Source organism: Methylobacterium sp. Leaf102, assembly GCF_001422425.1.
In the GTDB taxonomy this organism is placed as follows: Bacteria; Pseudomonadota; Alphaproteobacteria; order Rhizobiales; family Beijerinckiaceae; genus Methylobacterium.
Map to the genome: position 1 here is coordinate 188,628 of NZ_LMMX01000037.1, position 24,722 is coordinate 213,349.

At 69.5% G+C, this 24,722-nt stretch carries 21 protein-coding genes; 11 read left to right on the forward strand and 10 right to left on the reverse strand.

What is annotated here, in order from left to right; translation table 11 throughout:
* Positions 1-297: 297 nt before the first annotated feature.
* From ASF27_RS16990 to atpC, 6 genes are all read left to right on the forward strand, one after another.
* Positions 298-870, forward strand: a complete 573-nt coding sequence (locus ASF27_RS16990) for a F0F1 ATP synthase subunit delta (protein ID WP_056173643.1) — start codon at positions 298-300, stop codon at positions 868-870.
* Between the two features lie 69 nt (positions 871-939).
* Positions 940-2,469, forward strand: a complete 1,530-nt coding sequence (gene atpA, locus ASF27_RS16995) for a F0F1 ATP synthase subunit alpha (RefSeq protein ID WP_056173645.1) — start codon at positions 940-942, stop codon at positions 2,467-2,469.
* 111 nt (positions 2,470-2,580) lie between these two features.
* Complete coding sequence (locus ASF27_RS17000; RefSeq protein ID WP_056173650.1) at positions 2,581-3,456, forward strand: F0F1 ATP synthase subunit gamma; 876 nt, start codon at positions 2,581-2,583, stop codon at positions 3,454-3,456.
* 45 nt (positions 3,457-3,501) lie between these two features.
* The gene (gene atpD / locus ASF27_RS17005) at positions 3,502-4,962 is read left to right on the forward strand and encodes a F0F1 ATP synthase subunit beta (RefSeq protein WP_056173653.1); all 1,461 of its coding nucleotides are present in this window, start codon (positions 3,502-3,504) and stop codon (positions 4,960-4,962) included.
* Between the two features lie 2 nt (positions 4,963-4,964).
* Positions 4,965-5,213 (forward strand): hypothetical protein, encoded by a 249-nt coding sequence (locus ASF27_RS17010; RefSeq protein WP_056305893.1) that lies wholly within the window; start codon positions 4,965-4,967, stop codon positions 5,211-5,213.
* Positions 5,214-5,290: 77 nt separating this feature from the next.
* Positions 5,291-5,692, forward strand: coding sequence for an ATP synthase F1 subunit epsilon (atpC, locus tag ASF27_RS17015; RefSeq protein ID WP_056361925.1), 402 nt, complete (start codon positions 5,291-5,293; stop codon positions 5,690-5,692).
* Positions 5,693-5,711: 19 nt separating this feature from the next.
* On the opposite strand, the gene ASF27_RS17020 is transcribed toward atpC, so the two are convergent.
* Genes ASF27_RS17020 through ASF27_RS17035 form a run of 4 tightly spaced genes read right to left on the reverse strand, consistent with a single transcriptional unit; the run spans position 5,712 to position 8,423 of the window.
* On the reverse strand, positions 5,712-6,941 hold the full coding sequence (locus tag ASF27_RS17020) for a CCA tRNA nucleotidyltransferase (RefSeq protein WP_056361929.1): 1,230 nt from the start codon (positions 6,939-6,941) through the stop codon (positions 5,712-5,714).
* Positions 6,938-7,195 (reverse strand): DUF6111 family protein, encoded by a 258-nt coding sequence (locus ASF27_RS17025; RefSeq protein WP_056361931.1) that lies wholly within the window; start codon positions 7,193-7,195, stop codon positions 6,938-6,940. Before ASF27_RS17025 ends, ASF27_RS17020 begins: the two co-directional genes overlap by 4 nt.
* Complete coding sequence (locus tag ASF27_RS17030) at positions 7,192-7,857, reverse strand: CoA pyrophosphatase (protein WP_056262070.1); 666 nt, start codon at positions 7,855-7,857, stop codon at positions 7,192-7,194. Before ASF27_RS17030 ends, ASF27_RS17025 begins: the two co-directional genes overlap by 4 nt.
* Positions 7,854-8,423 carry a DUF1285 domain-containing protein gene (locus ASF27_RS17035; protein ID WP_056173671.1) on the reverse strand — a complete coding sequence of 190 codons (570 nt, stop codon included), beginning with the start codon at positions 8,421-8,423 and terminating at the stop codon, positions 7,854-7,856. The genes ASF27_RS17030 and ASF27_RS17035 overlap by 4 nt, the downstream gene beginning before the upstream one ends.
* Before the next feature lie 250 nt (positions 8,424-8,673).
* Here ASF27_RS17035 and ASF27_RS17040 point away from each other — a divergent pair, with 250 nt between their 5' ends.
* From ASF27_RS17040 to ASF27_RS17060, 5 genes are all read left to right on the forward strand, one after another.
* Complete coding sequence (locus ASF27_RS17040) at positions 8,674-9,678, forward strand: MoxR family ATPase (RefSeq protein WP_056361935.1); 1,005 nt, start codon at positions 8,674-8,676, stop codon at positions 9,676-9,678.
* 3 nt (positions 9,679-9,681) lie between these two features.
* On the forward strand, positions 9,682-10,617 hold the full coding sequence (locus tag ASF27_RS17045) for a DUF58 domain-containing protein (protein WP_056305887.1): 936 nt from the start codon (positions 9,682-9,684) through the stop codon (positions 10,615-10,617).
* Positions 10,618-10,628: 11 nt separating this feature from the next.
* Entirely contained in the window at positions 10,629-13,439 is a 2,811-nt protein-coding gene (locus ASF27_RS17050; RefSeq protein ID WP_056361939.1) for a DUF4159 domain-containing protein, read from the forward strand.
* Positions 13,440-13,476: 37 nt separating this feature from the next.
* Complete coding sequence (locus ASF27_RS17055) at positions 13,477-15,558, forward strand: hypothetical protein (protein WP_056361942.1); 2,082 nt, start codon at positions 13,477-13,479, stop codon at positions 15,556-15,558.
* Positions 15,559-15,675: 117 nt separating this feature from the next.
* Entirely contained in the window at positions 15,676-17,070 is a 1,395-nt protein-coding gene (locus ASF27_RS17060) for an HD-GYP domain-containing protein (RefSeq protein WP_244481031.1), read from the forward strand.
* Positions 17,071-17,089: 19 nt separating this feature from the next.
* Here the strand turns inward: ASF27_RS17060 and ASF27_RS17065 are convergent, their stop codons facing one another.
* The 6 genes from ASF27_RS17065 to ASF27_RS17090 form a co-directional block, all read right to left on the reverse strand.
* Positions 17,090-17,974: an alpha/beta hydrolase gene (locus tag ASF27_RS17065; protein ID WP_056361945.1), complete on the reverse strand. Its 885-nt coding sequence runs from the start codon at positions 17,972-17,974 to the stop codon at positions 17,090-17,092.
* A 32-nt stretch (positions 17,975-18,006) separates the two neighbouring features.
* On the reverse strand, positions 18,007-18,510 hold the full coding sequence (locus ASF27_RS17070; RefSeq protein WP_056361948.1) for an N-acetyltransferase: 504 nt from the start codon (positions 18,508-18,510) through the stop codon (positions 18,007-18,009).
* Entirely contained in the window at positions 18,507-19,613 is a 1,107-nt protein-coding gene (locus ASF27_RS17075; RefSeq protein ID WP_056362203.1) for a microcin C ABC transporter permease YejB, read from the reverse strand. The genes ASF27_RS17070 and ASF27_RS17075 overlap by 4 nt, the downstream gene beginning before the upstream one ends.
* A gap of 10 nt (positions 19,614-19,623) precedes the next feature.
* A complete protein-coding gene (locus ASF27_RS17080) occupies positions 19,624-21,480 on the reverse strand; it encodes an extracellular solute-binding protein (RefSeq protein ID WP_056361952.1) in 1,857 nt (618 codons plus the stop codon).
* Positions 21,477-23,384, reverse strand: coding sequence for an extracellular solute-binding protein (locus ASF27_RS17085; RefSeq protein ID WP_056361953.1), 1,908 nt, complete (start codon positions 23,382-23,384; stop codon positions 21,477-21,479). The genes ASF27_RS17080 and ASF27_RS17085 overlap by 4 nt, the downstream gene beginning before the upstream one ends.
* Positions 23,385-23,626: 242 nt before the next feature.
* Positions 23,627-24,427: a cytochrome c family protein gene (locus ASF27_RS17090; protein WP_056361956.1), complete on the reverse strand. Its 801-nt coding sequence runs from the start codon at positions 24,425-24,427 to the stop codon at positions 23,627-23,629.
* Positions 24,428-24,722 lie beyond the last annotated feature (295 nt).

Below are 24,722 nucleotides of genomic sequence, written 5' to 3' on the forward strand. Positions count from 1 at the left end.
CGCCTCACCTTCGCCACCGTTCGGCGCGACCGCGTGTTCGAGACGCTGCTGCGTCGCACGAGCGGCCGTGCCCCGATTGGGCGCGCAACCCCCTCGACGGGCTGTCCCGTGTCGGCGTGGCCGATCGTCTTGCGCCCCTAGAACCCGCATGCTAGGCCCTCGCCGCGCCGGAAGGGCGGGTTTTTCCATGACCCGCGCAGACCGGCACGTTCCCAATCCTGACGGTTTCGCAAACCTGCGCCGGACACGGCACGCGGTGGCCGAAACCCTAGGGCCGGATTGAAGAGAGAGCGGCGCGTGGCGCAGAACGGTTCCGAGGCGGCTTCCCCGGTTGCAGGCGTGGCGGCGCGCTATGCGTCGGCCCTGTTCGAGCTGGCGCGCGACGAGCGCGATGTCGATGGCGTGGCGGAGAGCCTGGAGCGCTTCGGCGGCCTGCTCAACGAGAGCGCGGATCTGCGCCGTCTCGTGCGCAGCCCGGTTTTCTCCGGAGCCGAGCAGGAGGCCGCCATCGGCGCCGTGCTCGACAAGGCGGGCATCACCGGTCTCGGTGCGAACTTCATCCGCCTCGCCGCCGCCAACCGCCGCCTGTTCGCCCTGCCGGACATGATTCGCGCGTTCCGCGTGCTGGTCCGTGAATCCAAGGGCATCGTCCGCGCCGAGGTCACCGTCGCCGAGCGCCCCTCCGACGCCGTCGTCGAGGAGATCAAGGCCAGCTTGCGCGATGTCGCCCGCGCCGAGATCGACCTCGACCTCAGGATCGACCCCAGCCTGATCGGCGGCCTCGTGGTCAAGATCGGCAGCCGCATGGTGGACGCTTCCCTGCGGACCAAGCTCAACGGTATTCGCCTCGCGATGCGGGAAGCCCGGTAAGAACCCGTCAGGGTTCCCCCGCTCCCGTTCTCCACCCCATTCAATCAATCAACGACAAGAGGCCCGACGATGGATATCCGCGCCGCCGAGATCTCCGCGATCCTGAAGGATCAGATCAAGAATTTCGGCCAGGAAGCCGAAGTTTCCGAGGTGGGTCAGGTCCTGTCCGTGGGTGACGGCATCGCCCGCGCCTACGGCCTCGACAGCGTCCAGGCCGGCGAGATGGTCGAGTTCGAGTCGGGCGTGCGCGGCATGGCCCTCAACCTCGAGCAGGACAACGTCGGCATCGTGATCTTCGGGTCCGATCGCGACATCAAGGAAGGCCAGACCGTCAAGCGCACGGGCGCCATCGTGGACGTCCCCGTCGGCAAGGCGCTGCTCGGCCGCGTCGTCGACGCGCTGGGCAACCCCATCGACGGCAAGGGCCCCATCGCCACCACCGAGCGTCGCCGCGTCGACGTGAAGGCCCCGGGCATCATCCCGCGGAAATCCGTGCACGAGCCGATGGCCACCGGCCTCAAGGCCATCGACGCGCTGATCCCCGTCGGCCGCGGCCAGCGCGAGCTGATCATCGGCGATCGCCAGACCGGCAAGACCGCCATCGCCCTCGACACCATCCTGAACCAGAAGCCGGCCCACGCGGGCACCGACGAGAACGCCAAGCTCTACTGCGTCTACGTCGCCATCGGCCAGAAGCGCTCCACCGTCGCTCAGTTCGTGAAGTCCCTCGAGGACAACGGCGCGCTCGAATACTCCATCGTCATCGCCGCAACTGCGTCGGACGCGGCACCGATGCAGTTCATCGCGCCCTTCGCCGGCTGCGCCATGGGCGAGTACTTCCGCGACAACGGCATGCACGCCGTGATCGTGTACGACGATCTCTCCAAGCAGGCCGTGGCCTACCGTCAGATGTCCCTTCTGCTGCGCCGCCCGCCGGGCCGCGAGGCCTATCCCGGCGACGTGTTCTACCTGCACTCGCGGCTTCTCGAGCGCGCCGCCAAGATGGGCGACGCCGCCGGCAACGGTTCGCTGACCGCGCTGCCAGTCATCGAGACCCAGGCCAACGACGTCTCGGCCTACATCCCCACCAACGTCATCTCGATCACCGACGGCCAGATCTTCCTCGAGACCGACCTGTTCTACCAGGGCATCCGCCCGGCGGTGAACGTCGGCCTCTCGGTCTCGCGCGTGGGCTCCTCGGCCCAGACGAAGGCGATGAAGAAGGTCGCCGGCAAGATCAAGGGCGAGCTCGCGCAGTACCGCGAGATGGCCGCCTTCGCGCAGTTCGGCTCGGATCTGGACGCCTCGACCCAGAAGCTCCTGAATCGCGGCTCGCGCCTCACCGAGCTCCTGAAGCAGCCGCAGTTCTCCCCGCTGAAGATGGAAGAGCAGGTCGCTGTGATCTATGCCGGCGTCAACGGCTACCTCGACGCCCTGCCGGTCTCGAAGGTCCGTCCGTTCGAGGACGCCTTGCTCTCGACCCTGCGCACCAAGCACGCCGATCTACTCGCCAAGATCCGCGACTCGAAGGATCTGTCCGACGACAGCGCCAAGACGCTGAAGGGCGTCGTCGAGGCCGTGGCCAAGTCGTTAGCCTGAAGGACCCTCGGCCGATCCGCCAAGGATCGGCCGAACGTCAGTGTACGCGAGGGCCCCGGAAGGCCGGATACCTCGCCTTGAGCCGCAGCGGATGGATCTGGAAGTCACCCCATGGCGAGTTTGAAGGATCTGCGTAACCGCATCGCTTCGGTGAAGGGGACGCAGAAGATCACCAAGGCCATGCAGATGGTCGCCGCCGCCAAGCTGCGGCGCGCCCAAATGGCCGCCGAGAGCGCGCGTCCCTACGCAGAGAAGATGTCCCAGGTGCTCGGCAACTTGGCCGCCAACCTCGTCGGCGGCGTCCAGGGTCCGAAGCTGCTGTCGGGCACCGGCTCGGAGAAGACCCACCTCCTCATCGTCTGCACGGCCGATCGAGGCCTGTGCGGCGGCTTCAACTCGTCGATCGTGCGTCTGGCCCGCGAGCATATCCGCCGGCTCACCGCCGAGGGCAAAACGGTGAAGATCGTCACCGTCGGCAAGAAGGGCTACGACCTCCTGCGCCGCCAGTACCGCGACCAGATCATCGAGAACCGCGATCTGCGCGGCAACAAGCCGGTGGATTACGAATTCGCTGCCGAAATCGCCGACAGCGTCATCGCCCGTTTCGAGGCCGGCGAGTTCGATGTCGCGACGCTGTTCTACTCGCGCTTCCGCTCGGTGATCGCCCAGGTTCCGACCGCCCAGAAGCTGATCCCGGCGGAACTGCCCGAGACCGGTGCCACGGCCCCGGACGCCGCCCTGCAGTTCGAGCCGAGCGAGGAGGCCATCCTGGACACCCTGCTGCCGCGCAACCTCACGGTGCAGGTGTTCCGGGCGCTCCTCGAGAACGCCGCCTCCGAGCAAGGAGCCCGCACGGGTGCCATGGATTCGGCCACGCGCAACGCCGGCGAGATGATCAAGAAGCAGACGCAGATCTACAACCGTACGCGTCAGGCCATGATCACCAAGGAACTCATCGAAATCATCTCGGGCGCCGAGGCCCTCTAGGCCGCTCCGGCACCCTGACCGCAACATCGTCGAAGGACCCGTATCATGGCGAACACCGCTACCCCCGGCGCCGGCTCCAACAAGGTCGGCAAGATCACCCAGGTCATCGGCCCCGTGGTCGACGTGCATTTCGACGGCCATCTGCCCGAGATCCTGAACGCCCTCGAGACCAAGAACAACGGCAACCGTCTCGTCCTCGAAGTCGCCATGCAGCTCGGTGAGAGCACCGTGCGCTGCGTCGCCATGGACACGTCGGAAGGCCTCGTGCGCGGTCAGGAAGTCACCGACACCGGCGAGGCCATCAAGGTGCCCGTGGGCTTCAATACCCTCGGCCGAATCATGAACGTCATCGGCGAGCCCATCGACGAGGCCGGCCCGATCGTCTCCGAGACCCTGCGCGCCATCCACCAGCCCGCGCCGTCCTACGCCGAGCAGTCCACCGAGTCGCAGATCCTCGTCACCGGCATCAAGGTGGTCGATCTTCTTGCTCCCTACGCCAAGGGCGGCAAGATCGGCCTGTTCGGCGGCGCCGGCGTCGGCAAGACCGTGCTGATCATGGAGCTGATCAACAACATCGCCAAGGTGCACTCGGGCTATTCGGTGTTCGCCGGCGTCGGCGAGCGCACTCGCGAGGGCAACGATCTCTACCACGAGATGATCGAGTCCAAGGTCAACATGGACCCGAAGGAGAACAACGGCTCGGCCGAAGGCTCCAAGTGCGCCCTCGTGTACGGCCAGATGAACGAGTCCCCCGGCGCCCGCTCGCGCGTCGCCCTCACGGGTCTGACCATCGCCGAAGACTTCCGCGACCAGGGCCAGGACGTGCTGTTCTTCGTGGACAACATCTTCCGCTTCACCCAGGCCGGCTCGGAAGTGTCTGCGCTTCTCGGCCGCATCCCGTCCGCCGTGGGCTACCAGCCGACGCTCGCCACCGACATGGGCGCCCTGCAGGAGCGCATCACCACCACCACCAAGGGCTCGATCACCTCGGTGCAGGCCATCTACGTGCCGGCCGACGATCTGACCGATCCGGCGCCCGCCGCCTCGTTCGCCCACCTGGACGCGACGACCGTGCTGTCCCGCTCCATCGCCGAGAAGGGCATCTATCCGGCCGTGGATCCGCTCGACTCGACCTCGCGCATGCTCAACCCCGCCGTTCTCGGCGAGGAGCATTACGCGGTAGCGCGTCAGGTCCAGCAGACCCTGCAGCGCTACAAGGCCCTGCAGGACATCATCGCGATCCTGGGCATGGACGAGCTCTCGGAAGAGGACAAGCTCACCGTCGCCCGCGCCCGCAAGATCGAGCGCTTCTTCTCCCAACCCTTCTCGGTCGCCGAGATCTTCACCGGCTCGCCCGGCATCCAGGTCCCGCTGGCCGACACCATCAAGGGCTTCAAGGGCCTCGTGAACGGCGACTACGACGATCTGCCGGAGGCGGCGTTCTACATGGTCGGCACCATCGAGGACGCCAAGGAGAAGGCCAAGAAGATCGCGGCGGCGGCCTGATCTTGAACAGCAAGATCGGTCTTCTCCTCGTCGGTCTCGTCGTCGGCGCCCTGGCCGGGTACCTCACCCGGCCCCAGGCCGCCGAAATCAAGATCGGGGATTTCAGCCTCGAAGTTCAGGGTGACAAGCCAGCGGGTACGTCCGGCGGCACCCTGACCACCGGCCAGATGCAGCATATCGGCATCTTCGCGGTGATCGGCGCGGCCCTCGGCCTCGGGGTCGGCTTCGTCGCCGGCCGCGGCCGGGCCTGACACCCTCTGCGGCGCACGCCCCCGGGCCGCGCGCCGTACCGCACGACAGACACACCCGAACCGGGATTCGCGACGTCATGGCCACCTTCCAGTTCGATTTCGTCGGTCCCGAGCGGACGGTGTATTCCGGCCCGATCGAGGCCGTGCAGCTTCCCGGCATCGAGGGGGAGATGACCGTTCTGCCGGGCCATGCTCCGGTGCTGACCGCCCTGAAGGTCGGCGTCATCGTGATCAACGAGGCCGGCCACTCCGGCAAGCGCGTCCTCGTACGCGGCGGTTTCGCCGATATCGGGCCGACCTCCGTCACAGTCATCGCCGAACGGGCCAATCCTTTCGAGGAGATCACACCGGAATCCCTCGACCGCGATATCGCCGCCGTCGAACTCCTGCGCGACGCGACCACGGATTTCGCCAAGAAGGACGAGCTCAACGGTCAGATCGTCCAGCTTCAGGATGCAAAGGTCGCCCTCGCGCTCTGAGGTCGAACCGGCCCGAAATCTACGAAGCCGCGCGCTCGAGCAAGGCCGCGCGTGCGGCTTCGTCAGCCGGGCAGCCGGCCGCGAGCCACTGCGTCCGCGCCCGTCCGAGGCGGCGCCCGATCTCCGGTCCAGCCGGGATACCCCGTGCGACGAGGTCGGACCCGGTCAAGGGGAAGACCGGAACCGACACTTCGCCCCGTACCATCAGCCCGAGTAGATCACCGGCCTCCGCCGTGATTTGTGATGGACACGCCCCAAGGGCGTCGCTGGCCAGGGCGATGGGCTCGGCGCCGTGAGCGGCCGCCAGCCTGCGCATCTCCATCACGTCGATCACGGTTCTGCTCCGCAGAGCCACCAGCGCACGGGCATAGCGCCCGAGCCGATTCTGTTCCGCCTTCGACAGCCTCAGGCGAGCGGTCAGGCGTTCGGCATCGTCCGCCGAGAACACCGAAAGGGCCGCCAGCCGCGCCGGCGCGTCCCAGGGGTGCCGGGTCGTCCGTTCGAACCGTCGCAGGTCACCGATCCCGCCGACGAGCCGGCCGAGGAGGCCGGTCTCGCTCAGAACGGTCACGGCCGGAACCGCCCCAGGGGCGAGGAGAAGTTTCAGTAGTTCACCGCGCACGCGCTCCCGCGACAGGCCGTCGAGGGCGGCCCGGGCGCCGATGCAGGCCGCAAGCCCTTCCGCATCGGGTGCTTCGGCGCCGTAGCGGGCGTGGAAGCGGAAGAATCGGAGGATCCGCAACGCATCCTCACGGATGCGGGTCGCGGCTTCGCCGATGAAGCGCACACGGCCGGCACGAAGATCGGCGAGGCCGCCGGTCGTGTCGTGGAGGTGACCCTCGGCATCCACCGAGAGGGCGTTGATGGTGAAATCTCGCCGCTGCGCATCGAGGCCGAAGTCGCGGCCGAACCGGACCACGGCGTGACGTCCGTCCGTCTCGATGTCCTCGCGCAACGTCGTGACCTCGAACGTCGCAGTCCCGGCCATCAGCGTCATGGTTCCGTGCTCGATACCCGTGGGGATGCTGCGCAGGCCCGCCGTCCTGGCGCGCGCCACCACAGCCTCCGGCAGGAGCGTGGTGGCGAGATCGATGTCGTTGGACGGATGCCCGAGGAGCGCGTCGCGGACGCAGCCTCCGACGAGGCGGGTGTGTTCCCCCGGAACGCGCAGCGCGGCCAGGACGCGTGCGAGGCCGGGAGTCGCCAGCAGGGTGCCCGGCCCATCCGGGTCGAGGCGGTGCGCCGTCACTGGAAACGACCCGGCACGACCACGCCGTTCTCTAGGTGCGGCGGTACGTAGCCGCCGCGATGGCGCTCACCGAACAGTCCGGTGGCGACGAGGGAGAGGATCACCAGGACGATTCCCGCCATGGTCAGGCGAAAGACCTTGCCCTCCCAATGGGCATGATGGCGCGGATGCCGGCCGCTGAGGGCGAGATAGCCCGCGAACAGCAGGAACGGCAGGAGGAAGATCAGCACTTCCTCGACGAGCTTGCGGATCATGACACTCTCATTCGCGGCGACGTGCCGGATGGGGGATACAGGCGTTCGTGGAGGTTGTTCACGATGCCGGCGGTCACGCCCCAGATCCGATGATTACCGTAGGCGATCACGTAGTAGCGCCGGGTGCGCCCTTGCCAAGTCGCGGTCTCGATTCGGCGTCGACCCGGATCGAGCAGGTAGGATAGGGGCGCCTCGAACGTGTCGGCGACCTCGTCGGGGTTGAGGCGCAGGGTGGCGGCCGGATCGACGAGTCCGAGCACCGGCATCACCAAGAAGCCCGTGGCCGAGAGGTAGGGGTCGAGGTAGCCGAGGGTCCGGATGGCGCCGGCCTCGAGGCCGATCTCCTCGCGGGCCTCGCGCAGGGCCGCGTCGGCGGGCGTCGCGTCGGTGGGATCGATCTTGCCGCCCGGAAAGGCGATCTGGCCGGAATGATCGCGCAGGTGCGCGGAGCGCACGGTGAACACCACGCCGAGGCCGTCGGGACGCGGCACCACCGGTACCAGCACCGCCGCATTCCGGTGTGGCCCGGGCGGCACGACGTCGATGCCGTCGAGATCGTGGTCGCCCCGCGGATTGGCCGTCGGGTCACCCGGCCCGGGTGGTTCCGCGTCGAGATACCGGGCGGCGCGGTCGATGAGCTCGGCGACGGCGTCGAGTCTCATGCGGTGGCGGTGGGTGCGATCCGGTGGAACGTGCCGCCCGCGGCGATGCCGAGCCAGCCGTCGCGTTCCTCGGCCAAAGCCACGAGATCGTAGGTCAGCGCCCGGGTCACAAGCGCCCACAGGCCGCGCCGGACGTGCACGTAGGGGCGCAGGCCGCCGGCCTCGTCCTCCTCGAACCGCAGGGCATGGTCGGAACCCACCGCCACGAGGTCGTCGACGTTGGTGCGCAGCGCGATGCGGCGACCGTCGCCGTCGCCCTCCACCGCCATCTCGACGGCGACGAAGGCGGCATCCTCGACGGTGATTCCAACGCTTTCGACCGGCGTCACCAGCACGATGCTGCCGTCCGGCTCGCACCGGAGGATGGAAGCGAACAGCTTCACCAGGGCCGGGCGCCGGATCGGCGCACCATCGTGGAACCACGTCCCGTCGGCGGCGATGCGCATGTCGATGGCGCCGCAATAGGGCGGGTTCCACTGGTCGACGGGCGGGGGACCGCGTCGGGGCAGATCACCGAGGGCGGCGCTCAAGCGGTCGATGGTCGGGTCGGATTCGTTTGGTGCCATGACGGAAAGATAGCGCTCGAAGCCGCCTTTGGAACGCCTGGAGGCAGGCCTGTTTCGTTGCCCGCATGCGTCTGATTCGCGACCGGAAAGGCACTGTCGAACCGAAGGCGAACGCCTGCGGCGTCGCGCCGACCTTGCCAGGGCGGCGCAAACGGCGCCACACTCGACCTGCACGGCCACCCCATGGCCGTTCCCTGACTGCTGCCATCGACCCCCAGAAGTCGAGGCGGAACGCGAGGACCGACACCGCATGACGCAAGGCTCCCAGTCGGCCACCTCCCTCGACGACGGCATCGTCGCCACGGCGGAAGCGTGTCTCGGAGCCGTCGGCGCGGCGCGTGAAGCGGTTCACAAGGTCATTTTCGGCCAGGAGCAGGTGGTCGATCTCACGCTCATCACCATCCTGGCGGGCGGCCATGGGCTGTTGGTCGGTCTTCCCGGCCTCGCCAAGACCAAGCTGGTCGAGACCCTCGGCACCGTCCTCGGCCTCGACGGCCGCCGGGTCCAGTTCACCCCGGACCTGATGCCCTCGGACATCCTCGGCACGGAAATCCTCGACGAGGATGCCAACCGGCACCGCTCGTTCCGGTTCGTGAAGGGGCCGGTCTTCACCCAGTTGCTGATGGCCGACGAGATCAACCGCGCCAGCCCGCGCACCCAGTCGGCCCTGCTGCAGGCGATGCAGGAGCATTTCGTTTCCGTGGCGGGCGAACGACACGATCTGCCGCGGCCCTTCCACGTGCTGGCGACCCAGAATCCCATCGAGCAGGAGGGCACCTACCCGTTGCCCGAGGCCCAGCTCGACCGTTTCCTGCTCGAGATCGACGTCGGCTATCCGGATCGGGCCGCCGAGCGCCGCATCCTCATCGAGACCACGGGCGTCGACGACCACAAGCCTCAGGCGGTGATGTCCACCGAGCAGCTTCTCACGGCCCAGCGCCTGGTGCGCCGCCTGCCCGTGGGCGATGCCGTGGTCGACGCGATCCTCGACCTCGTGCGTTCCGCCCGGCCCGAGGGGGGCGCCCCGTCCCTCAAGGGCAAGCTCCTGTGGGGGCCCGGCCCCCGCGCCAGCCAGGCCCTGACCCTGGCGGTCCGCGCCCGTGCCCTCATCGAAGGCCGCGTCGCGCCGTCCATCGCCGACGTGAAGGCCCTCGCCGAACCGGTGCTCAAGCACCGCATGGCCCTGAGCTTCGCCGCGCGTGCGGACGGGGAGACCGTCCCGGGTCTCATCGCCCAGCTCGCGGCCAAGCTCTAGCGCATGGCCATAGCCCCCACGCGGACGGCCCCCACGCGGGTCCTCCCCGCCGAGGCCCGCGTTCCCGGGCGGCGCGAGACCGAGAGCGCCCTCGGCCTCGCCGAGCGGATGCCGCGCCTGATCCTCGAAGCGCGACGCGTCTCGACCACCCTGGCCCACGGCCTGCACGGCCGCCGCCGGGCGGGACCGGGGGAGAGCTTCTGGCAGTTCCGGCCCTTCGTCGCCGGAGAGGCCGCCGCACGGATCGACTGGCGCCGCTCCGCCCGCGACGACCGGCTCTACGTCCGCGAGCGTGAGTGGGAGGCCGCGCACAACATCTGGTTCTGGATCGACCGATCGGCCTCCATGGGCTTCGCCTCGCACCTCGCCCAGGCGCCGAAGGTCGAGCGCGCCCTGGTCCTGGCCTTCGCGCTGGCCGACACCCTGGTGGACGGGGGTGAGCGTACGGGACTTCTGGGACTGACCCGCGCCGTCACTTCGCGTCGCATCGTCGAGACCCTGGCGCAGGCGCTCGTCGGCGACCAAGCCGGTCTCGCACGCGACATGCCGCCCCGCGCCTCGCCGGGTCGCTTCGACGAGGCGATCCTGATCAGCGATTTCCTGTCGCCGCTCGCCGAGGTGCGCCAAGCCGTGGAGGCCATCGCGGCGCACGGCACCCACGGCCACCTCGTGATGATCGTCGATCCCGTCGAGGAGACCTTCCCGTTCTCGGGCCAAGCCGTCCTGCACGATCCGGAAACGGACCGGACTCTGGCCATCGGCGACGCCGGAGCCTGGGGTGAGGCCTACCGTGCCCGCATCGCCGAGCATCGGGCCGGCCTCTCCGAGATCGCCCGCGCTCAGGGCTGGACCCTGACCATCCACCGCACCGACCGACCGGCCAGCGAAGCCGCCCTTCGCCTGCTCACCCTCGTCGCCGCCGCGCGCGGGACCGGCTGAGGATCGTTACCGTGCTCGGATTGCCCCTGACCTTTGCCGCCCCCCTGGCGCTCGCCGCGCTCGTTGCGCTGCCGGCCCTGTGGTTCCTCCTGCGGGTGACGCCGCCGCGTCCGCGCCGCATCGACTTTCCGCCGCTGCGGATCATGGCCGACCTGCTGCCCAGGCGCGAGACGCCGGCCCGCACGCCGCCATGGCTCCTGATCCTGCGCCTGCTCGTGGCGGCCTTTCTGATCCTGGCGGTGTCCGGGCCGGTCTGGAACCCGTCGGGCCTCGGCGGGGAGACGGGACGCACGCCCCTCGTGGTGATGATCGACAACGGATTTTCCGCCGCCCACGATTGGCGCGAGCGCCAGCGGGTCGCCACCGATGCCGTGGAGACCGCCGCCCGCGACGGGCGTCCCGTGGCCCTGATGGCGTTGGCCGAGCCGGCCGCGCCCATCGAGGCCCGCGTGCCCGCCGATGCCCTAGAGCGCCTGCGCGCCATCGCGCCCCGGCCGCACCTCGCGGAGCGTGCGACACATCTGTCCGTCCTGGCCGCCTTCTTCGAGCGGACACCGGGCGCCGCTGCGCTGTGGATCAGCGACGGCGTCGCGGGACCGGGCGAGGACACGTTCGCCAAGGGCCTCGCAGACCTCGTCGGCAAGCACGGCACCGGTCTCACCATCCTGCGCACCGATCGGCCGCCGGCCCTTGCGCTTTCGGCCGCGGAATCCGGCGGCCCGCTCACGGCCCGTGCCCTGCGCGCCTCGCCCAACGGTCGCGACGGCGGCACCGTGCGTGCCCTCGACGCGAAGGGCCTGCCGCTGGCCGAGCACGACTTCACCTTCCCGGACGGTGCAACCGAAGCGGCGGTCGCCTTCGATCTGCCGGTGGAACTGCGCAACGGCATCAGCCGCCTCGAGATCCTTGGCGAACGCTCGGCCGGCGCCGTGACCCTGGTGGACGAGCGCGGCAAGCGCCGCCGCGTCGGGCTCGTCTTCGGCGGAACCAGCGATCAAGCCCAGCCGCTGTTGGCCCCGACTCACTACCTTTCCCGCGCCCTGGTGCCTTTCGCCGACGTGCAGGAGCCGCGCGGCGCCAAGGGCGTCGCCGAATCCGTTGCGCAGATGCTCGATGCGCAGGTTTCTGTGCTCGTGCTGGCCGATGTCGGTGCCCTCGACGCCGCCACCCTGGAGCGGGTCGAAGCCTTCGTCGATGCCGGCGGCCTCCTCCTGCGCTTCGCCGGGCCGCGCCTGGCGGCGGGCAACGACCCCCTCGTGCCCGTGCGCCTGCGCCGGGGCGGTCGGACCCTCGGCGGGACGCTATCGTGGGACAGCCCGAAGACCTTCGCGACCTTCGCGCCGGAGAGCCCGTTCGCCGGACTCGTTCCACCGGCGGATATCGGCGTGCGCCGGCAGATCCTCGCCGAGCCCGACGGCGAGCTCCCGGGACGGACCTGGGCGTCGCTCCAGGACGGCACCCCCATCGTGACTGCGCAGAAGCGGGGCCAAGGGCTGGTGGTGCTCTTCCATGTCACCGCCGACACCACATGGTCGAACCTGCCCCTGTCGGGCTTGTTCATCGACATGCTGCGCCGGGTCGTGGCCCTGGCCGGCACCGGAGCGGCACCTGCCGGCGACGTCGCACGTCCCCCGGCGGCGGTGCTCGCCCCACGCCTGACCCTCGATGGGTTCGGGGCCCTCGGCGCGCCGCCGGCCGGCGCCACCGCCGTGCCGGCGGATTACGCCGAGCGCGGCTCGTTCGAGCATCCGCCCGGCTTCTACGGTCCCGCCGATGGCGGCGTCGCCGTCAATGCGCTGACGGTGGCCGACCGTCTCAAGCCCATCGACTTCGCGCCCCTCGCCAGCGCCCGAACGGGATCGCTCGCCGGTGCCGAGACCCTCGATCTGCGCGCCACGCTCTTCACCCTGGCCCTCATGCTCCTCCTCCTCGACACCCTTGCGGGGCTCTGGCTCGGTGGCTTCCTTCGCCGGACGGGCGGACGGGCCGCAGCGGCCGCGTTCGTGCTCCTCTGCCTCGCGGCCCCCGACTTCGCCCCGGCGCCGGCTTGGGCCCAGGCCCAAGCGACCGGTCGGCCGAACGGCATCGACTCGGCGCTCGCGACCCGTCTCGCCTTCGTCGTCACCGGCGACGAAGCGGCCGATACGGCGAGCCGCGCGGGCCTCGCCGGCCTGACGCAGGTGCTGTCCAACCGCACCGCCCTTGAGCCCGGCGATCCCATCGGCATCGATCCGGCCAAGGACGAACTCGCGTTCTATCCCCTGATCTACTGGCCCATCGTCGCCGGCCGACCCCAGCCGAGCGCCGTCGCGATCCGGCGCATCGACGCGTTCATGCGCAACGGCGGCACCGTCCTGTTCGACACCCGCGATGCGCTGACGGCCCGCCCGGGTGGACCGCCGACGCCGGAAGCCCTCTACCTGCGCACCATGCTGTCCACTCTCGAAGTGCCCGAACTCGAACCGATCCCGGCCGACCACGTGCTGACCAAGGCGTTCTACCTCGTCGACACGTTCCCCGGCCGGTACGCCACGGGCCAGACCTGGGTCGAAGCCCTGCCGCCGGCGGCGGACGGCACCGAGCGCCGCCCGGCGCGGGCCGGGGACGGGGTGTCGCCCATCGTCATCACGGGCAACGATCTGGCCGCCGCCTGGGCCGTGGGCAAGCGCGGCGAGCCGCTCTACCCCGTGGTCGGCGGTGAGGAGCGCCAGCGCGAAATGGCATTCCGTGGCGGGGTGAACTTCGTGATCTACACCCTGACCGGCAACTACAAGGCGGATCAGGTCCACGTGCCCGCCCTGCTCGAACGGTTGGGCCAGTGAGCGGAGCCGGATCCGGAATGCGGGAGGCCATGCGCCGATGCTGAGCCTCAGCTTCACCCCCCTCGTCCCATGGCCGGTGCTGGCCGGTTTCGGGATCCTGGTCGCGCTGTTCGCCGTGCTGGCGATCCTGGCGCGCGGCGGCACGGCCATCCTGCGCGCCGTGGCCCTCGCCCTGGTGCTGCTCGCCCTCGCCAACCCCGCCCTGGTCCGGGAGGACCGGGAGCCCGTCAAGGATATCGTCGCCGTGGTGGTGGACCGATCGGGGTCCCAGGGTCTCGGCGACCGTCCGGCCATGACCGACGCCGTGCGGGCCGAACTGCAGCGCCGCTTCGGGGCCCTGACGGGGATCGAGCCGCGCTTCGTCGACGTGCCGGACGCCAAGGAGAGCGACGACGGCACGAAGCTGTTCACCGCGCTGTCTCAGGCTTTGGCCGATGTGCCGCCCGAGCGGCTGGCCGGCGTCGTGATGCTCACCGACGGCGTGGTGCACGACATCCCGGCCTCGGCGTCGGCGCTCGGCATCAAGGGGCCGCTGCACGTCCTCGTCACGGGGCATCCGGACGAGCGTGACCGGCAGATCAAGCTCATCGAAGCGCCGCGTTTCGGCATCGTCGGGCGGGACCTCACGATCCGCGCCGAGGTGATGGAACGCGGCGGCACCGGCAACGCCGTCGTCACCGTGCGGCGGGACGGCGAGGAGGTGGGCCGGCGCGCCTTCCCGACGGGACGGCCCTTCTCGCTGACCATGCGGATCGAGCACGGCGGCCCCAACGTGGTCGAGATCGAGGTCGAGCCGCTGCCGGGCGAGCTCACCGTCGTGAACAACCGCGCGGTGCTCCCCATCGAGGGCATCCGCGAAAAGCTCCGGGTGCTGCTGGTCTCGGGCGAGCCGCACCAGGGCGAGCGCACGTGGCGAAACCTGCTCAAGTCCGACGCCAACGTCGATCTCGTGCACTTCACCATCCTGCGGCCGCCGGAGAAGCAGGACGGTACGCCGATCTCGGAGCTGTCGCTCATCGCCTTCCCGACGCGTGAGCTGTTCGTCCAGAAGATCAAGGATTTCGACCTGATCATCTTCGACCGCTACGCCAACCAGAGCGTGCTGCCCTCAGCGTATTTCGACAACATCGTCCGCTACGTCCGCGAGGGCGGAGCGCTCCTCGTGGCGGCGGGACCGGAATTCGCCGGCCAGGCGAGCCTGTCGCGCACCCGGCTCTCGGCGATCCTGCCGGGCGAGCCCAACGGCCGCGTGGTCGAGCAGCCCTACAAGGCCGGGCTCACCGGCATCGGCACGCGCCATCCCGTCACCCGGGCCCTGCCCGGATCCGAGGCCTCTCCGCCGGCCTGGGGCGACTGGCTGCGCATCGTCTCGGCCCAGGTGAAGCCCGGCATCCAGCCGATCCTCCAGGGGCCGAACGCCCTGCCGCTGCTGGCCCTGTCGCGCGAGGACAAGGGTCGCGTGGCGCTCCTGCTCTCGGACCACGCCTGGCTGTGGGCGCGTGGCTATCAGGAGGGCGGCCCCTACCTCGACCTGCTGCGCCGCCTCGGTCACTGGCTGATGAAGGAACCCGCCCTCGAGGAGGAGGCCCTGCGCGCCCAGACCACGGGGCGCGGACGCGAAGTCCGCGTCGAGCGCCAGACCATGGCGGACACCGTCGAGCCCGTGACCGTCACGGGTCCCACGGGCGTCGAGCGCACCCTGACCCTGGCGCAGGCCGAGCCCGGCCTGTTCTCATCCACCTTCGAGGCGGAGCAGCTCGGGCTGCATACCCTGCGCTCGGGGAGCCTGGTCGCCTTCGTCAGCGTCGGCCCGCCGAACCCGCGTGAACTCGCCGACGTGTTCAGCGACACCGAGCGTCTCAAGGCCCTCGCCGAAGCCACGGGCGGCTCGATCCGCCGGGTCGCCGAAGCCGGCGGCACCGTGGTGCCGCGCCTGCAGGCGGTGCGCGGCGGGCGCTTGGCCGGGGCCGACTGGATCGGGTTCCGCCCGAGCGACAGCGCCAACATCCGGGGTGTGGCGGTCTATCCCCTGGCGCTCGGCCTGTGGGCACTGGCGGCGCTGGCGGCGGCGGTGCTCGCCATGTGGCTGGTGGAGGGCCGACGCGGCCGGACGCCGTGACGTCGGTGGTGAGGGACGGGAAACCACGTTCCGCCCCGGGGCACTGCGGTTAAGGTCCGGAGAGGGGCGGGCGTGGCATACGGCAGACCATCGCTCAACACGCCCCGAACCGAACCCATGCCCCTGACCGTCATCGACCCCGCCGCTCCCCCCGTGGTCGACCCGGGCAGCATGCGGCTTTCGGAGCTTCTGGGCGCCCTGAGCCATGCCCTCGACCTCACCGAGGGCCAGCCGGTGGGCCACTGCGTGCGCGCCTGCTGGATCGGCGTGCATGTCGGCCGGACCATGGGGCTGCCCGATCTGCAGCTCTGGGAGCTGTACTATGCGATCCTGCTGAAGGATCTCGGCTGCTCGTCCAACGCCGCCCGGATCTGCCAGCTCTATCTGGCCGACGATCTCACGTTCAAGCACGACTTCAAGACCGTGAGCGACCGCCTGCCCCAGGTGCTCGGCTTCGTGTTCTCGCATACGGGGCTCAAGGCGGGCTTGGCCGACCGCTTCCGCGCCATCCTCAACATCCTGCAGAACGGCGGCGAGATCGCCCAGGAACTCATCGAGACGCGCTGCCAGCGCGGCGCCGAGATCGCCCGGCAGATGCGCTTTCCCGAGGCCGTCTGCGGCGGCATCCTGGCCTTGGACGAGCACTGGAACGGACAGGGCAAGCCGAACAAGCTCGAAGGTCCTGCAATCCCGCTCTACGCCCGCATCGCCCTATTGGCGCAGATCGTGGACGTGTTCCACCGTTCGGCCGGGCGCGACGCGGCCATGGCGGAAATCCGCTCGCGCACGGGTACGTGGTTCGATCCGCAGGTGGTGGCGGCCTTCGAGCGCGTCGCCGGATCGGACGCGTTCTGGACGGTCCTGGCGTCGGACAACGTCGAGGATGCGGTGTTCGCCCTCGAACCGGCCCAGCGCCAGATCGTGGTCGATGCGGATTACCTCGACGACATCGCCCGGGCGTTCGCGCAGATCATCGATTCGAAGAGTCCGTTCACCTCCGGCCACTCCGAGCGCGTCGCGGTCTATGCCGATCTCATCGCGGAGGAACTCGGCTTCGAGGCCGAGCGCCGTCGCTGGCTCAAGCGCGCCGCCCTCCTGCACGACATCGGCAAGCTCGGGGTCTCCAACGCGATCCTCGACAAGAACGGCAAGCTCGACGACGTGGAATGGGTGGCGATGCGCAACCACGCTGCGCTCTCCGAGAACATTCTCGGTCGGGTCATCGCCTTCCGGGACATGGCGCGCATCGGCGGCGGGCACCACGAGCGCCTCGACGGCAAAGGTTATCCCAGGGGCCTCGCGGCTGAGGCCATCTGCATCGAGACCCGCATCGTCTCCGTCTCCGACGTGTTCGATGCCCTCACGGCCAATCGCCCCTATCGGGCGGCGATGCCGATTCCGAAGGCCCTGGGGATCATGCGGGCCGAGGTCGGGGCCTCGTTCGACCCGAACTGCTTCGCGGCCCTGGAGCGGGCGCTGTCGAAGCTCGACGCCCTCGCAAACGCGGCTTGACCGTACCGGCCGGACCGACTCACGCCCCCCGGCCGGCAAAGAACCGCGCGATCTCCGCCGCGGCCCGGTCCGGGGCTTCCCGATGCGGAAAATGCCCGACGCCGTCGAGCGGCGCGAGGTCGAGGTCCGAAAACGTCTCGCCGAGGCGGTCGGTCCAGGCGTAGGGGAACAGCGGGTCGGCGGTGCCCCAGCGGATGCAGGTCGGCACGGTGATGGGATCCTGCGGCGGGGCCGTGCCCTCGATCATGGCGAGGCGGCCGGCCTGCGCGCTGACGTACCAGTTGAAGCCGCCCTGCAGGTTGCCCGGTGCCATGAAATTGTCGGTGAAGGCGTCGAGTACCGCGTCGAAGGCGGCCGGGTTGCCACCGGCCCAGTGGCGCAGGAAATGGCCGATGTAGAGCCGGCAGGCCTCGCGCGACGAACCCACGAGGTCCGCGGCGAACGGCTTCACGTGAAACGACTGGTACCAGATCTCGGCCAGCATCCCGGGCGCGGCCAGACGCGGGCCGATGCCCGGATACGGACAGTCGAAGAAGAACAGGCCGGTGAGGCGGTCGGGCGCAGCGCGGCCCAGCGCTTGGCCCACATAAGCGCCGACGTCGTGGCCGACGACGCCGGCGCGCTCGATCCCGAGGGCATCGAAGAGCCCCAGAATGTCGGTGGCGTGGACATCGGCGCCCGCCTTGTCCGAGGGGCCGGGATCGGGCTTCTCGCTGGCACCGAAGCCGCGCAGGTCGGGGACGATGAGCTCGAACCGGTCGGCGAGCCGGGCCATCACCGGCTCCCAAGTCAGCCAGAATTCCGGCCACCCGTGGAGCAGGACCAGGGGCTTACCGCGCCCGGCGCGGGCGACGTGGAGAGCGATGCTGTTGGCCCGCACGGTCTCGTGGTGGATGGGTGTCATCGTTCACTCCCGCGCGGTTGCCGCGCGGAGGATCAACGCCGGCGCACCGCGCTCACGTTCCCCGAAACCGTCCCGGCGGCACCGGACACGAGTTCGCACCACAGGAAGCGGGTGGGATCGACAGGGCCGGGCGGGATCAGCCGGCCGGACGGCACCTGGGTGAAGCCGAAGCGCCGGTAAAAGGGGGCGTCGCCCACCAGCACGACGAGGCCGTGGCCGGCGCCGCGGGCCGCGTCCAGGCTCGCCCGCATCAGGGCGCCGCCGATGCCGCGCCCCTCGAAGCTCGGATCGACGGTCAGCGGCCCCAGCACCAGGAGCGGTGCTTGCGCCTCCGCCGGCCCGAGGCGCACGGAGCCGACGAGGTAGGTGCCGACCAGGGCCGTGAAGCACAGGTCGGCCAGCGGCGCGGTGCCCTCACGCAGGCGGTAGGCGGTGCGGGCGAAGCGTCCCGGCCCGAAGGCGCGGGCGTGCAGGCGCTCGATAGCCTCGGCGTCCCCGGGATGCTCCATCCGCAGGACCAGGGGCAGGGAGGTCACGTCGCCCGGGCCGAGAAGTCGATGCGCGGGTCGATCCAGGTGTAGATCAGGTCCGACAGGAGGTTCACCGCGAGCCCCACGAGGGAGAAGATGTACAGAGTCGCGAACACCACCGGATAATCGCGCCCGACGATGGAGGTGAAGGACAGGAGCCCGAGACCGTCGAGGGAGAAGATCGTCTCGATGAGAAGCGAGCCGGTGAAGAAGGCCGAGATGAACGCCGCCGGGAAGCCCGCGATGACGATCAGCATGGCGTTGCGAAACACGTGCCCATACAGCACCCGGCGCTCGGACAGGCCCTTCATCCGCGCGGTGAGCACGTACTGCTTGCGGATCTCGTCGAGGAACGAGTTCTTGGTCAGCAGGGTCGAGGTGGCGAAGGCCCCGAGCACCAGGGCGGCCAGCGGCAGGGCCATGTGCCAGGCGTAATCCACCGCCTTGCCCCACAGGCTCAACGTGTCGAAGTTCTCGCTCGTGAGGCCGCGCAAGGGGAAGATCTGGAAGAACGAGCCGCCGGCGAACAGGATGATGAGGGCGATGCCGAACAGGAAGCTCGGGATCGCGTAGCCGACGATGACCACGCCCGAAGTCCAGAGGTCGAAGCGCGAGCCGTCGTGTACGGCCTTGCGAATCCCCAACGGAATCGAGATCGCGTAGGAGATCAGCGTCATCCATAGGCCGAGCGAGATCGACACCGGCAGGCGCTCGCGGATCAACTGCAGCACCGACACATCGCGAAAATAGCTGTTGCCGAAATCGAACCGGGCGTAGTCCCAGATCATCTTCAGGAATCGTTCGGGGGCCGGCTTGTCGAAGCCGAATTGCTGTTCGAGCTTCTTGATGAAGGCCGGGTCGAGCCCTTGCGCCCCGCGATAGCGCGCGTTGGCTTCGCCCCCGCCGCCACTCGACCGAGCGGCCCCTCCGAGATCGCCGGCCCCACCGGTGACCCGCGACAGGCTGCCCTCGTTCTGACCCTGGAGCTGGGCCAGCACCCGCTCGACGGGTCCACCGGGGGCGAACTGCACGATGACGAAGGTGATGAGCATGATGCCGAGGATGGTCGGCACCATGAGGGCGAGGCGGCGCAGGATGTAGCCGAGCAAGAAAGCGTCCTCAATTCCGGCCGATGCGCCGGGCTTGTGCCGCATCGTACCACCACAGGGCGGGCGCGCCGAGGTCGTAGGCCGGCCCCTTGGCCGGGCGGCCGTAGACGTCCCACAGGGCGAGGCGATGGTCGGCCTTGTACCACATCGGCACCCAGTAGCGTCCGGCGCGCAGGGTCCGGTCGAGGGCGCGGCAGGCGGTGACGAGTTCGGCCCGGGTGGCCGCAATCGCGACCCGGTCGATGAGCCGGTCGACGGCCGGGCTGGCGATCCCCGCAGGGTTGTTGGAACCGGGCGTGGCCGCACTCCCCGAGCCGTAGGCCTCGCGCAGCTCGGCGCCGGGCGTCATCCCGCTGGCGTAGCGCCGGGAGGTCACGTCGAAATCGAAATCCTTGAGGCGGGACTGGTACTGCGAGGCATCGACCACCCGCATGCGCGCCTTGATGCCGATGAGGCCGAGGTTGCGGATGAACGGGTGCGTCACCGGCTCGAACACCGGATCGCTGTCGAGGAATTCGAGTTCCAGGGGCTTGCCGCCGGGCAGGCGCACGACACCGCCGTCGCGGGTGCAGCCGGCTTCGCGCAACAGGGCCACGGCGCGGCTGAGATTGGCCCGGTCCTGGCCCGATCCGTCGGATTCGGGCGGGCTCCAGGCTTCGCCGAACACCTCCGCCGGAAGATCGGCGCGCAGGGGATCGAGCAGGGCGAGTTCGGCCGCATCGGGGGTGCCCGTGGCCTTCAGGTCGGAATTCTCGAAGAACGAGGCCGTGCGGATGTAGGCCCCGTAGAACAGGTTCTTGTTCGACCAGGCGAAGTCGAAGCACAGGCCGATGGCTTCGCGCACCCGGGCATCGCGAAACGCCTCCCGGCGGGTGTTGAGGAACCAGCCCTGCGTCCCGGAGGGACGCGCATCGGGCACGATCTCCTTGCGCACGCGGCCCTCCGTCACGGCGGGAAAGTCGTAGAGCGTCGCCCAGACCCGCGACGTGAACTCCTCGCGAAACGTGAAGGCGCCGCTCTTGAACGCCTCGAAGCCCACCTGCCGATCGCGAAAATACTCGTACCGGATGGCCTCGAAGTTGTTCTGGCCGACATTCACCGGCAGATCGGCCGCCCAGTAATCGGCCACCCGCTGCAGTTCGATGAAGCGGCCCGGCTCCAGGCGCCCGACCTGATACGGGCCGGAGCCGAGCGGCGCTTCCAGGGACGAGGCCTCGAAATCACGCTTTTCGTAATAGGCCGCCGAGAACACCGGCAGGCCCGCCACGAACAGGGGCAGGTCGCGGCTGCGGCCGGGCACGAAGCGCACCACCACGGTGTCGTCGCCGTCGGCCGTCGCCTCGCTCATGTCCCGGAGCATCTGGGCGATACCGGGATGACCCTTGGCCTTGAGGATCATCAGGGAGAAAGCGACGTCGCGGGCGGTGAGCCGAGTGCCGTCGTGGAATCGCGCCTGCGGCCGCAGGGCGAAGCGGTAGGTCAGCCCGTCCTCGGAGACCTCGACGGACCGGGCCAGCAATCCGTAGAGGGCATCGGGTTCGTCGAGCGCCCGCACCATCAGGGAATCGAAGGTGAGGTTCATGCCGGCGGCGCCATCGCCGCGCAGGACATAGATGTTGAGGGTGTTGAAGGTGTCGCTCGCTTGGTTGCCCAGGGTCGAGGCGAGCTGGGCCGAGAAGCGGCCGCCGCGCGGCGCCTCCGGGTTCACGTAATCGAAATTCTTGAACGCGGCCGGGTATTTCAGTTCGCCGAAGCTCGACAGACCGTGGCGCGCCGCCCCTTGCGCCCGGCCGGATCCGGGCAGGACGCAAGCACCCGCGACCGCCCCGGCACCAAGGACGAGGGTGCGCCGGCTCGGGCCCCTCAACGCGGCGCCCCGGTCTTGGCGGCCAGGGCCTCGTCGTACCACCAGGTGGTCGGAAAACCCGAGCTGCCGTAGGTCGGCAGGACCTTGGGCCGGGCGAAGCGGTTCCAGCGGATCGTCCGTGAGACGTTGGAGGCCCATTGCGGCACCACGTAATCGTGGGCGAGCAGCACCCGGTCGAGGGCGTGGGTGGCGGCCAGCACGCCCGGCCGGTCCTTTGCGTAGATCACCCGGTCGATGAGGGCGTCGATGCCCGCATCCTTGATGCCGATGAGGTTGCGCGAGCCTTCCTTGCCGGCGGCGGCGGAACCCCAGTACTCGCGTTGCTCGTTGCCGGGCGAGAGGGATTCCGGCCACGACGAAGTGGTGATGTCGAAGTCGAAGGCGCGCAGTCGGTTCTGGTACTGCGCCTGGTCGATGACCCGCAGGTTGCTCTGGATCCCGATGAGCTTGAGCTGGGCCGCGAAGGGCAGCACCACGCGCTCGAACACGCTCTGGAACTCGAGGAACTCGACGGTCAGCGGCTCGCCCGTCTTGGCGTCGACCATCTGGCCGCCGCGCAGTTCGTAGCCGGCCTCCTTGAGGAGGCGCACGGCCTCGCGAAGGTTGGCGCGCACGGAATCCGGCGTGCCGGCCACGGGGTTGGTGTAGGGGGTGGTGAAGACGGAGGCCGGGACCTTGTCGCGCACGCTCTCCAGGATCGCCAGTTCCTCGCCCTGCGGCAGGCCGGAGGACGCCAGTTCCGAGCCGTAGAAATACGAGTCGATGCGCTTGTAGAGGCCGAAGAACAGCGACCGGTTCATCTCCTCGAAGTTCATGGCGAGGTTGAAGGCCCGGCGCACCCGCGGATCGGCGAACTTGGCGCGCCGCGTGTTGAAGGCGAAAGCCTGCATGTTGCCGTTGCCGCGATCCGGGAACTCCTCCTTGACGAGGCGGCCGTCCTTCACGGCCGGGAAATCGTCATAGGCGGTGGCCCAGTTGCGGGCGATGTTCTCGGCGCGGAAGTCGTAGAGGTCGCCCTTCAGGGCTTCGATCTGCACGGTGGCATCGCGAAAGTACTCGAACCGCATGGTGCCGAAATTGTTGCGCCCGGCGTTCACGGGCAGATCCTTGCCCCAGTAATCGGCCACGCGCTCGTAGGTGGCGCTGCGGCCCGGCTCGAACTTCGCGAGCCGATAAGGGCCGGACCCCAGCGGTATCTCCAGGGTCGTCTGCGTCACGTCGCGGGCTCTGCCCTGCGTGTCCGTTCCCGTCCACCAGTGCTTCGGCAGGACGCGCAGCTGCCCGATCACCTGGGGCAGTTCGCGGTTGCCGGCCTCGGCGAAGCTGAACGTCACCTCGCGCGGTCCCGTGACCTCGGCCTTGGTGACGTTGTGGTAGTAGGCCGCGAGCGAGGGGCTGTTCTCCTTCTGCACGGTGAAGGACCACAACACGTCCTCGGGGGTGATCGGCCGGCCGTCGTGCCAGCGCGCGCCCTCGCGCAGGCGATAGGTCACGGCAGAGAGGTCGTCGGCCAGCCTGAGCCCCTCGGCGAGGAGTCCGTAGGACGAGAACGGCTCGTCGGCCGATTCCGTCGTCAGGGTATCGTAGAGCTGGGCGATGCCGTTCTCGAGGTCGCCCTTGCGGCCCGCCACGACGATGTTGAAGTTGTCGAAGCCGCCCTGCGCCCCAAGGCGCACGAGGCCGCCCTTGGGCGCGGCCGGGTCGGCGTAGTCGAAATGCTTGAAGTCGGCCGGGTACTTCGGCTCACCCATGAGGGTAACGGCGTGGCGCCAGTCGCCCGACGGCGCATTGGCGACCGGCATGCCGGCGACGGGATCGGCAGAGGCCGAAGTGATGGCGCAGAGGGTCATGGCGCAGACCGACACGGCGGCGGCGAAACAACGTCCGATCAGGGCTTGTCGCATCACGATGGGGCGCTCTTTCCGATTTCGACGGCATCCTCGCGGGCCGTCCGCACGACGACCGCAAGGGCCGTTCTAGGACGGACGGAGGGGACACGCCAAGCGGCCCCATTCGCGCAGGACGAAGGGTCCGCATGCGCGCGGGACGCCCGACGCGTCCTGGCGCGGGCGTCGTCGCGGGCCTTCAAACAAAAAGAGGCCGGGACTGAGCCCGGCCTTCACGATCGTGACGATGCTGGCGCGACCTACTCGGCCGGCTTCTCGGCGGGAGCCGGAGGCGCGGGCGGAGTGGGCGGCTTCTCGGGCGCCGCCGGGGGGGCAGGCGGCGCTTCGGCCGGGGGAGCAGGAGGGGCGGGCGGCTTCTCGGCCGGAGCTGCGGCCGGGGCCGGCTTGGCCTCCGCCGGCTTATCCGCCGGCTTGGCAGCGTCAGGCTTGGCAGCGTCAGGCTTGGCTTCGGCGGGCTTCGCCGCATCGGGCTTGGCTTCCGCCGGCTTGGCCTCGGCCTTCTTCTCCGCCGCCGGCAGGGGCGCCGGGGTATCGGCGAGGGTACGCAGATACGCGATGACGTCGGCGCGCTCGGCGGGCGAGGTGATGCCGGCGAACGCCATCTTGGTGCCGGCGGCGTAGCCCTTCGGGCTCGTCAGGAAGTGGTCGAGGTCGTCGTAGGTCCAGGTGCCGCCCTTCTCCTTGAGGGCGGCCGAATACTCGAACCCGCTCTCATGGGCCTTCTGGCGCTCGACGACGCCCCAGAGGTGCGGGCCGACCTTGTTGGGGCCGCCCTTGTCGAAGCTGTGGCACGAGGCGCACTTCTTGGCCGCCGACTGGCCCTTGTCGGCGCTGGCGCTGGCGAGCCGGATCGGCAGGGGCTCGGCCTTCGCCTCGGGGGCGCCACCGGCGGCCTTCGCCTGGGGCTCCGGCAGGGCGTAACCCGCGGCCCCGGCGGGCTTGGGGTGGTAGATCAGCTCGGCGACGAACCCGGACCCTACGGCGAACAGGAGTGCGCCGAGCGCAGCACCCGCGACCTTGTTCAGCTCGAAAGAGTCCATTCTCGACAACTCCGATGCGTCCGGCTGGGCGCGCTTGCGGGCGGGTCCGGACACGGGGATGTGTCGGACTTTGGAAACAGTCGAGGGTGCTTAGCCGCTGGAGCCCGATCTTGACAATGGCGCGCGGCGACGCCGCGTAGTCGCAGAGGCCGATCCGTCACCGGTGTGGCCCCCGGGGATCGCCCCCGGTGCATGACAACACCCCACCCCGCTGATAAGCGACGGGCTTCGAACGCGCCGGGAACGGACGTTTTCGAAGTCAGAGATCCTCGGCAGCCAGCCGAAGCGATGGGCG

What these genes read in the sequence shown, in the direction of transcription:
- ASF27_RS17045 (WP_056305887.1), top strand. Translation starts at nt 9,682, where the DNA reads ATGGCCATAGCCCCCACGCGGACGGCCCCCACGCGGGTCCTCCCCGCC.
- ASF27_RS17055 (WP_056361942.1), top strand. Translation starts at nt 13,477, where the DNA reads ATGCTGAGCCTCAGCTTCACCCCCCTCGTCCCATGGCCGGTGCTGGCC.
- ASF27_RS17040 (WP_056361935.1), top strand. Translation starts at nt 8,674, where the DNA reads ATGACGCAAGGCTCCCAGTCGGCCACCTCCCTCGACGACGGCATCGTC.
- atpD (WP_056173653.1), top strand. Translation starts at nt 3,502, where the DNA reads ATGGCGAACACCGCTACCCCCGGCGCCGGCTCCAACAAGGTCGGCAAG.
- ASF27_RS17030 (WP_056262070.1), bottom strand. Translation starts at nt 7,857, where the DNA reads ATGAGACTCGACGCCGTCGCCGAGCTCATCGACCGCGCCGCCCGGTAT.
- ASF27_RS17000 (WP_056173650.1), top strand. Translation starts at nt 2,581, where the DNA reads ATGGCGAGTTTGAAGGATCTGCGTAACCGCATCGCTTCGGTGAAGGGG.
- ASF27_RS17025 (WP_056361931.1), bottom strand. Translation starts at nt 7,195, where the DNA reads ATGATCCGCAAGCTCGTCGAGGAAGTGCTGATCTTCCTCCTGCCGTTC.
- ASF27_RS17085 (WP_056361953.1), bottom strand. Translation starts at nt 23,384, where the DNA reads ATGCGACAAGCCCTGATCGGACGTTGTTTCGCCGCCGCCGTGTCGGTC.
- atpA (WP_056173645.1), top strand. Translation starts at nt 940, where the DNA reads ATGGATATCCGCGCCGCCGAGATCTCCGCGATCCTGAAGGATCAGATC.
- ASF27_RS17060 (WP_244481031.1), top strand. Translation starts at nt 15,676, where the DNA reads ATGCCCCTGACCGTCATCGACCCCGCCGCTCCCCCCGTGGTCGACCCG.
- atpC (WP_056361925.1), top strand. Translation starts at nt 5,291, where the DNA reads ATGGCCACCTTCCAGTTCGATTTCGTCGGTCCCGAGCGGACGGTGTAT.
- ASF27_RS17065 (WP_056361945.1), bottom strand. Translation starts at nt 17,974, where the DNA reads ATGACACCCATCCACCACGAGACCGTGCGGGCCAACAGCATCGCTCTC.
- ASF27_RS17035 (WP_056173671.1), bottom strand. Translation starts at nt 8,423, where the DNA reads ATGGCACCAAACGAATCCGACCCGACCATCGACCGCTTGAGCGCCGCC.
- ASF27_RS17090 (WP_056361956.1), bottom strand. Translation starts at nt 24,427, where the DNA reads ATGGACTCTTTCGAGCTGAACAAGGTCGCGGGTGCTGCGCTCGGCGCA.